This window comes from Ferranicluibacter rubi (assembly GCF_011603255.1).
GTDB lineage: Bacteria > Pseudomonadota > Alphaproteobacteria > Rhizobiales > Rhizobiaceae > Ferranicluibacter > Ferranicluibacter rubi.
Genome location: NZ_JAANCM010000007.1, coordinates 258,114 through 266,241 on the forward strand (window position 1 = coordinate 258,114; position 8,128 = coordinate 266,241).

The following is an 8,128-nucleotide window of genomic DNA, read 5'->3' on the forward strand; positions in this document are numbered from 1 at the left end:
AAGGATTTACCTAAACAGGTTTCGAAGAAAGTCTGTCGATTTTACGCGAGAACGATTGCAATGCCGGGAATGCGGCGGACGGACAGGGCTTGGGTCTTTGCAATCGACTGCAGTGCCGCCAGAGGTTTCGTCGTGGAGAATATGCCGCTGACGCGCGCGTCGCGATCGACGCCCGGCCGTAGAATCACTGCTTCCGGGACGTAGCGTCCGATCTCGGCGATAGCCGCCGCAAATGGCTTGCCTTCCAAGATGATCCTTCCATGTCGCCATGCGAGCAGCATTTCGAGATCCGCGACCGTCGGCTGATCCGGCATTTCGCCAAATCGATATGTTGTTTGCTCGGCGGGCGAGATTTTGACGGACGGACGTCCCGAGACATCGATCTCATCCGCCGCGACCGGGCTGTAGACGGAGGCATCTCCATCCACGACGGCGACGGCAGTCAGGTCCTCACGGGCGCTGACGAGAAGGCGCCCGTGCTGAATGTCGGTGTTGCCGCCGCCCGAGGCGACCCTGAAGGCACTGCCATCCACGGCCGGGGGAACAACGAACTCAGCGTCGCCCTGCAAAAGATGGACAAGCCTCATACCGGGCCTGAAATCGATCGTGATTGCCCCGCCCGTATTGAGTGCTGCGACTGTGCCATCCGCAAACGCGAGTTCGCGCTGGTTACCAGCCGGTACGACCACGTCCGCATTCCACCACAGGCTGAGGCGCGGGGCGGCGACCACACTGGCCAGCGCGCCCACAGCAAGACTTCCGCCGCCGACAAAGGCGCGCCGCGTGAGAGGCGGTCTTTTCGGACTGGCTATGTGGCTGAGTTGTTCGTCCAGCCGATCGAGTCCCATCCAGAACAGTCGCTCCTTTTCGAAGGCGGCGCGATGTTCCGGGCGACAGTCTCGCCAGTGCTTGAACTGCTGGAGTTCGGCGGCACTCAGCGAACCCGACGTCAGCCGCGCGAGCCAGTCTCGCGCATCGGTCGCGGCGCGATGACGGCCGGCCATGTTCTTGTCGGTGTCGCTCATGTCGTATACCGAACGATCTTCCTAGATGTGTCTGAGGAGCCAAGGTCTTACCACAGAAGCGGCAAAGGTCGATCCGCCGGCGTCGATCATGCTTCGATATCCCCGCGCAGGACTGCAAGGTTCTCGAGAACCCGCCTGATATGATAGTATACGGCTTCTTCGCTGATGCCTTCGCGTTCTGCTATCCGTTTATGGGTGAGACCATCCAAACGGCTTAACAGGAATATCCGACGTGAGCGTTCCGGCATTGCGTCAAGCGTCGCGGCAACAGCAGCGAGTGTCTGGCGCGCCATTACGGCGCGTTCCGGCGAGCGCTCCTCGGCCTCACCTCTCAGGATGCCCTGCACCTCCGCGTTGATATCACGACGGCGTTTGTCGCCTCGGAGGTGATCGACCGTGGTGTTGGAAACCGTCCTGTGGATGTAGCCGGCAAGGTTCTCGATGGTCTGCTGCGGGACGGCCGTCTGGAGCTTGATCCATGCATCCTGAAGGAGATCCTCCGCAAGACTGTGATCGGCCCGACGCCGACGGGCGGTGGCCAGCAACTGAGGCTTCAGGTGAACGAAAGAGTTCAACAATCTGGCGATGTTCATCGTCATCGGTTAAGTCGCCGGTCATTTTAGCTGCCAGCAGGAGACACTGGCTGATAACGGTGATTGCTAAAGCATACGGATTGCGTGTTCCAGAGACGGCGCGACATTAACTTGAGTACGACCGTCTTCTTTTTCGGACGTTGCAATCTTGCATCATCCGGTCACGATCGACTAGGATTGCTGCGCAGACAGGACGTCTATTGCGCTTCCGGCATCAAATTCCTTTTAGAGGAGGTCACGTGGCTCTGGTTCGGCAATGGCAACAGACGAGCGAAATAGCAAACGCCTTTTCAGTGAATGGGATCAGTCTCGAGATCAACGGGAACGCGATCCTGTCGGACGTCACTTTGACGTTTCCGGCAGGAGAGGTGGTGGCCCTTGTCGGGCACAATGGATCCGGCAAATCCAGTCTTCTCAAAATTCTGGCTCGGCAGCAGGCTGCAACACAGGGAAGGGTCAGTTACGGGGATCGGGATCTCGCAGGATACGACAGTCGTGAATTTGCAAGGTCGGTTGCCTATCTCCCACAGGATCTCGGTACCGGATCGGGAATGACGGTGAGGGAACTCGTCGGTTGTGGACGGTATCCATGGCATGGCGCTCTGGGCCGGTTCTCCGACGTCGACAGACAGAAGGTCGAGACGTCCATTGCGTCGACGCACATCGAGGATTTTGCTGAACGCATCGTGGATACGCTTTCCGGCGGTGAGCGGCAGCGTGCATGGATCGCCATGCTGATCGCACAGGATGCTCGGTGTCTACTGCTCGACGAGCCGACAGCAGCGCTTGATATCGCGCACCAGCTCGAGGTGCTTTCACTCGTTCGAAGGCTGGCACGGGAAAGCGGGCGAAGCGTCGTCATCGTCCTTCACGACATCAACATGGCTGCGCGCTTCTGCGACCGAATCCACGCGCTAAAAGGCGGCCGTGTCGTCGCCACCGGAACGCCCGAGGAGATCATGGTACCGCCTACGCTTCACACGATTTACGGGATCAACATGGGCGTTATCTCCGTCACCCACCAGTCAAACCCACTCGCCTACGCCTTATGAGGAGTGCGGCAAAATTGGCGAAGCACTGAGCAAGGAGGAATGTTGGCTTTCACGGTTCAAACCTTGTTCGCTCCCGCAATGTCGGAATGCCTCTTGGCTGTTCTGCGCAGGCGTCTCCAATACTAGCGCACCATAATACCGGCGATCGTCACACCGAGGACAGCTTTTTTTCGTCAGAGCTGTGTGGCGCGGTTGCGATGGGCTTATCTGTCTGCCTTGCCAGATATGCAACGCGAGCCAACCCGTTTCCGCCATTATCTCTACCATTTGATGGAACCAACCGTTCAAATCCGCTCACGGCGTCTCATTCAGGTCGTGAGCGCACAGAACAGGAACGACATGGCGAAAAGCCGGCGATCACGAGGCGCTCCGGCCCGCGTCCGCCGTCGGTCAGGCGCACACCACGATGTCGCCTCTCGAACAGTAAAATACCGAGGTCTTCTTCCAGCGTCTTGATACGAGTGCTGACGCTGGACTGGCTGATGCCGAGCCTGTTAGCGGCATGGCGAAAGTTCAGACATTCGGCTATAGCGAGCACTTGCATCAGGGAGGCGAGCGGAATGCGACCGTCCAAGAGGGATGTCGTATTCACTGCGTCAACTCTGGTCCGAAGCACCCGCAGCCTAGCTCATGAGGCGCGCCTCGATCTGGAATCGCCTTAGTGATCTTCTCGCTGAGCGTGCTTGCGATCGTCGGCCGTCCGAAACTCGCCGAGCCGATCCGTCAGCTTACCGCTCTCCTGCGCAAGGCCCACACCTGCCGCGCTCATCTCCTCGACCATCGCCGCATTTTGCTGCGTCGCCTGATTCATATGATTTACTGCCGTATTCACTTCCCCGATCCCGAGCGACTGCTCCTGTGCTGCAGTGGAGATCGTATCCATTTGCAGGTGGATGGATTGAACCAGCCCTGCAATCGCCGTAAGGTCTTCACCCGTATCATTGACCAGTTTAACATCTTCGCCGACGGCAACTTCGGAATTGCCGATCAAAGTTTTGATCTCCTTGGCCGCTTTGGCAGAGCGCTGCGCGAGTTCCCGAACTTCCTGGGCAACCACTGCAAAACCCCTGCCGGCCTCATGACAACGGCGGCTGCGTCGTGTTGGGTGCGGAGCTTGCGATGCAGCTCGGCGGCTTGTCGATGGCGATGGGCGCCTTCCTCGCCGGCGTGCTCCTGTCTGAATCCTCTTTCCGTCACCAGCTCGAAGCCGATGTCGAGCCATTTCGCGGCATCCTGCTCGGGCTGTTTTTCTTGGGATTCGGCATGTCGCTCGATCTTGCGGTCATCGCCGCCAACTGGCGGCTGATCGCACTCGCCGTCATCGCCTACATGGCGCTGAAGACCATCGGATTCTATGTGGTCGCCCGCCTGTTCCGGGCCGGAATCCGCGAGGCGATCGAGCGCGCCGTGCTGATGGCACAGGGTGGCGAGTTCGCCTTCGTGCTCTACGCTGCGGCCGCATCGGTCGGCATCATCGACAGTGAAGCAAACGCCATCCTGACGGCGACCATCATCGTCTCGATGACGCGCACTCCGCTCATGATCATCCTGCACGACCGGTTGATGCCCAAGCCCGCACCATCGATCGAAGGGGTCGAGGCGGCGGAGAATTTGTCGGCCAGCGTGTTGCTGATCGGCTTCGGCCGCTTCGGTCAGATCGTTAGCCAGCCTCTGCTGGCGAATGGTTGCTCGATCTCCATCATCGAGACCGATACGGACGCCATCCGCGATGCGCAGGATTTCGGGTTCAAGGTCTATTCTGGCGACGGAGCGCGCCTCGACATCCTTCATGCCGCCGGCGCCCATGACGCCGGCCTCGTCATTATCGCGGTCAATGACCGCGAGGCGAGCCTGAAGATCGCCGAGCTGGTCAAGGCGGAGTTCCCGCTGGTGCCGGTGCTAACGCGCTCGTTCGACCGCGAGCATGCCATCGAACTGATCCATGCCGGCGTGGAATATCAGATCCGCGAGACATTCGAATCTGCGCTGGCTCTCGGCCGGAAGGCGCTTGAACTGATGGATATGGATGAGGACGAACGTGGGCGCGTGATGGAGGACGTTCGTCGACGCGATAGCGAGCGCTTCGCCCTTGAGACTACCGATGGCATCTACGCCGGTCGCGACCTGATCCATGGCAACACACCGCGCAGGGATGCCCCCGCGGACCCAAGCTCAGCTTGATGATCGCCCGGCGCAACAGAACGCCCTGCGAAGGCGAGGACCGGATCTCGGCCGTCACGGGCTTCTGGCTGGAGGCGGGCGGGCGAGACCGCTGGTTCGAAAAGGACGTGAGCTTCGATCGCGATTTCCGTGACCGCTTCCTGGAATTCCATGGGGAGGTAGCGGCAAGGCGCTGCGACAACTGGATGGCGACCGCGGATGGGCGCTCGCCCTGCTGATCCTTACAGACCAGTTCCCGCGCAACGCCTTTCGCGGCACGGCGCATATGTTCGCCACCGACCCGCTCGCCCGTCACTATGCCCGGCTGGCGTTGGACGCGCGGCATATGGCGCGCGTCAAGCCGGAGTTGCGGCTGTTCTTCTGTCTGCCTTTCGCCCATTCGGAGGATATGGCCGATCAGGAGCTATCCGTGCGGCTCAACGCCGGGCTAGGACAGCCCTGGCTGGCGCACGCCGAAGGCCACCGCGATATTATTCGCCGCTTCGGACGCTTCCCACACCGTAATCCGGGGCTCGGCCGGATCACGACGGCGGAGGAGAGTGCCTATCTCGCGAGAGGCGGTTTCCAGGGGTAAGGGCTTGTCATCATCACGTATGCCGCGCGGAGGAGCTGGTGCTGAACCGTGGCTGACCACTCGGAATGAAGCTTGGCCGGCCATTCAAGGCGATATTAGAGAGCTCTCACGCTGTTTGCCGAGTGGCGAAAGACGAACAACCGGTAGGCGATCGGCTTGTCATAATGCCGGATGGCCCCGACGGGCCGTTCGGCAGAACGCTTCGGCGCCGCCTCTAATTCAGGACGGGCGCCACGTCGTTCACCGTTCTCAGGCCATTGACGGCTTCCTCGAAGAGCATCTGCGAATAGGCATGATGCGTGACGCCGCGCTGCAGGTCTTCCTTTGTCACCTCGTCCACGAAGATGCCGCGCTGCATGACAAGGACGCGGTCGCACATATGGGCGATGACGGAGAGATCATGGCTGACGAGGACATAGGTGAGATTGCGCTCGTCGCGCAGATCGCAGAGGAGGTTGAGCACCTCGGCTTGGACGGAGACGTCGAGGGCCGACGTTGGCTCGTCGAGAAGCAGGATCTCCGGCTCGAGCATCAGGGCGCGGGCGATAGCGACGCGCTGGCGCTGGCCGCCGGATAGTTCGTGCGGAAAGCGCTCCGCAAACGTCTCGGGCAGGCCGACCTGGCGGAGCGCCGGACCGACGCGATCCCATCCCGGGCCCTTGTCCATGGCTCTGATCGGCTCGGCCAGAACCCGCTGGATGCGATGGCGCGGATGGATGGAGCCATAGGGATCCTGGAAGACCATTTGTGCGAGCAGAAGCTGCTCGCGCCGGCGGTCAGGATCGATGGCTTCGCCGGCCAGGCGGATCGATCCCTCCCAGTGGCGGTCGAGTCCCGCAAGCGAGCGCAGGACGGTCGATTTTCCGCAACCGGACTCGCCCACGATCCCGAGCGTCTCACCCTTGCGCACGGAGAACGACACCGACTTGACGACCTGAGACCGGGCAGCGCCCTGCCCGAAGGAGACGGAGAGATTTTCGACATCGATCATAGCGCGCTTCCGGCTTCGTTGATGGCCCGACGGTCGAGTACCTGCAATCGGGAAACGGGACGTTTCGGATCGGGCATGGCGGCGATCAGCCCGCGCGTATAGGGATGCGCGGCGTCTTCGAGCTTCGTCAGCGTTTCCACGACGCGTCCCTGATACATCACCAGCACCCGCTCGCAGAACGCGGCGACCATGCGGATATCGTGGCTGATGAGCAGGAGGGCTGAGGCGTTCTCCCGGACCAGTTCGTCGAGAAGCCGCAGCACATCGCCGCGCACGCTGACGTCGAGGGCCGATGTCGGTTCGTCGGCGATGACCAGACGTGGTTTGGAGAGCAGCATCATCGCGATCATGACGCGCTGACCCATGCCGCCGGAGATCTGGTGCGGGTAGAGCGCCATCGTCCGCTCGATATCGGCGATGCGGACGCGGCCGAGCATATCGGCGGCAAGCGCGTAGGCATCTTTCCGGCTGATCTTCTGATGCAGCGTTGCGGCTTCGGCCACCTGCTTGCCGACGGTGAGGACCGGATTGAGCGAATAGCGCGGGTCCTGCATGATCAGCGCCATGCGATTGCCTCGCAGGCCGCGCATCGCCTTCTCGCTGCGCGTCAAAAGCGGCGCGCCTTCGAAATCCATGGTCGCGGCCTCGATCCGGGCTGCGGGCGGCAGAAGGCGCATGACCGCGCGGCCGAGCGTCGATTTGCCCGAACCGGACTCGCCGACAATGCCGACCCGCTCGGCGCCCACCGTCAGGCTGACGCCGTTGACGGCCGGGATCTTCGCCCGCCCGAAGCGAACCGAAAGATCCCGGATCTGGAGAATGGGCTGGTCAACGAGCATGGCGGGGATCCAGTATGTCGCGCAGGGTGTCGCCCACGAGATTGAAGGCGAGGCTGGTGATCAGGATGGCAAGGCCCGGCATGACCGCGACCCACCAGTTGTCCAGCATGAACTTGCGCCCGTTGGAAATCATCGCGCCCCATTCGGGTGCCGGCGGCTGCGCGCCGAGCCCGAGGAAGCCGAGCGCGGCGGCCGTGAGGATGATGCCGGCCATGCTGAGAGTCAGCCGCACGACGACGGAGGGAATGCACATTGGCGCGATGTAGAGCAACAGCAGGCGCGTGCGCGATGCGCCGTAGAGCCTTGCCGCCGCCACATAGTCCGTGTTGCGCACGATCAACGTTTCGGCCCGTGCCAGACGCGCGATCGGCGGCCAGCCGGTGAGCGATATCGCGATGATGGCCGTGTTGAGGCCGGCGCCGAGCGCTGCGGCGAAGGCCAGCGCCAGAATGAGCGAGGGGAAGCTCAGGACGACATCGGTCGCGCGCATGAGGATCGCGTCCGTGCGTCCGCCGACGAAGCCGGCGACGATGCCGATCAGAAGGCCGACGGGCCCGATGATCAGCGACACGGCGAGCACGGTCTGGATGGTGATCCGCGTGCCGTAGATCAGGCGGGAGAGAATATCCCGGCCGAACTCGTCGGTTCCCGCCCAGTGGGCGAAACTCGGCGGCTGGAGCGCCTGGGTGAGATCTTGCGACGTGGCACTGTAGGGCGCGATCCATGGCGCGAGAATGGCAACGATGACAAGGACGAGGAGAACCGCGAAACCGAACATGCCCAGAGGCTCGTCGGCCAGCTTGACGACGAAGCTCCGCAGGCTACCGGCAAAGCGGCTGACTGCACCCTGCGCCACAGGGGCGGGGGCGGGGG

7 protein-coding genes and 3 pseudogenes are annotated in these 8,128 nt (G+C 61.9%); 3 read left to right on the forward strand and 7 right to left on the reverse strand.

The features are described 5' to 3' along the window. Positions 1-41 precede the first annotated feature (41 nt). Positions 42-1,025 carry a FecR family protein gene (locus G8E10_RS15595; protein WP_110802673.1) on the reverse strand — a complete coding sequence of 328 codons (984 nt, stop codon included), beginning with the start codon at positions 1,023-1,025 and terminating at the stop codon, positions 42-44. A gap of 86 nt (positions 1,026-1,111) precedes the next feature. Then, entirely contained in the window at positions 1,112-1,624 is a 513-nt protein-coding gene (locus G8E10_RS15600; protein WP_132665280.1) for an RNA polymerase sigma factor, read from the reverse strand. A gap of 233 nt (positions 1,625-1,857) precedes the next feature. On the opposite strand from G8E10_RS15600, the gene G8E10_RS15605 reads away from it, so the two are divergent. Next, positions 1,858-2,670, forward strand: coding sequence for an ABC transporter ATP-binding protein (locus G8E10_RS15605; protein WP_422038805.1), 813 nt, complete (start codon positions 1,858-1,860; stop codon positions 2,668-2,670). A 304-nt stretch (positions 2,671-2,974) separates the two neighbouring features. Here G8E10_RS15605 and G8E10_RS15610 read toward each other — a convergent pair whose 3' ends face one another. Together G8E10_RS15610 and G8E10_RS15615 are read right to left on the reverse strand one after the other, a co-directional pair. Continuing rightward, positions 2,975-3,244: a helix-turn-helix domain-containing protein gene (locus G8E10_RS15610; protein WP_245508101.1), complete on the reverse strand. Its 270-nt coding sequence runs from the start codon at positions 3,242-3,244 to the stop codon at positions 2,975-2,977. An 84-nt stretch (positions 3,245-3,328) separates the two neighbouring features. Then, positions 3,329-3,757, reverse strand: a pseudogene (locus tag G8E10_RS15615) (methyl-accepting chemotaxis protein); the annotation flags it as partial. 8 nt (positions 3,758-3,765) lie between these two features. On the opposite strand from G8E10_RS15615, the pseudogene G8E10_RS15620 reads away from it, so the two are divergent. Then, positions 3,766-4,851, forward strand: a pseudogene (locus G8E10_RS15620) (cation:proton antiporter domain-containing protein); the annotation flags it as partial. Continuing rightward, a pseudogene (locus tag G8E10_RS15625) lies at positions 4,851-5,425 on the forward strand (DUF924 family protein). The pseudogenes G8E10_RS15620 and G8E10_RS15625, both read left to right, overlap by 1 nt. A 214-nt stretch (positions 5,426-5,639) precedes the next feature. On the opposite strand, the gene G8E10_RS15630 reads toward G8E10_RS15625, so the two are convergent. From G8E10_RS15630 to G8E10_RS15640, 3 genes are read right to left on the reverse strand one after another with little or no spacing between them, the layout of a single operon-like run. Then, the gene (locus tag G8E10_RS15630; RefSeq protein WP_167129966.1) at positions 5,640-6,416 is read right to left on the reverse strand and encodes an ABC transporter ATP-binding protein; all 777 of its coding nucleotides are present in this window, start codon (positions 6,414-6,416) and stop codon (positions 5,640-5,642) included. Then, positions 6,413-7,255, reverse strand: coding sequence for an ABC transporter ATP-binding protein (locus tag G8E10_RS15635; protein ID WP_132665282.1), 843 nt, complete (start codon positions 7,253-7,255; stop codon positions 6,413-6,415). Before G8E10_RS15635 ends, G8E10_RS15630 begins: the two co-directional genes overlap by 4 nt. Further along, on the reverse strand, positions 7,245-8,111 hold the full coding sequence (locus G8E10_RS15640; RefSeq protein ID WP_425530849.1) for an ABC transporter permease: 867 nt from the start codon (positions 8,109-8,111) through the stop codon (positions 7,245-7,247). Before G8E10_RS15640 ends, G8E10_RS15635 begins: the two co-directional genes overlap by 11 nt. Positions 8,112-8,128 lie beyond the last annotated feature (17 nt).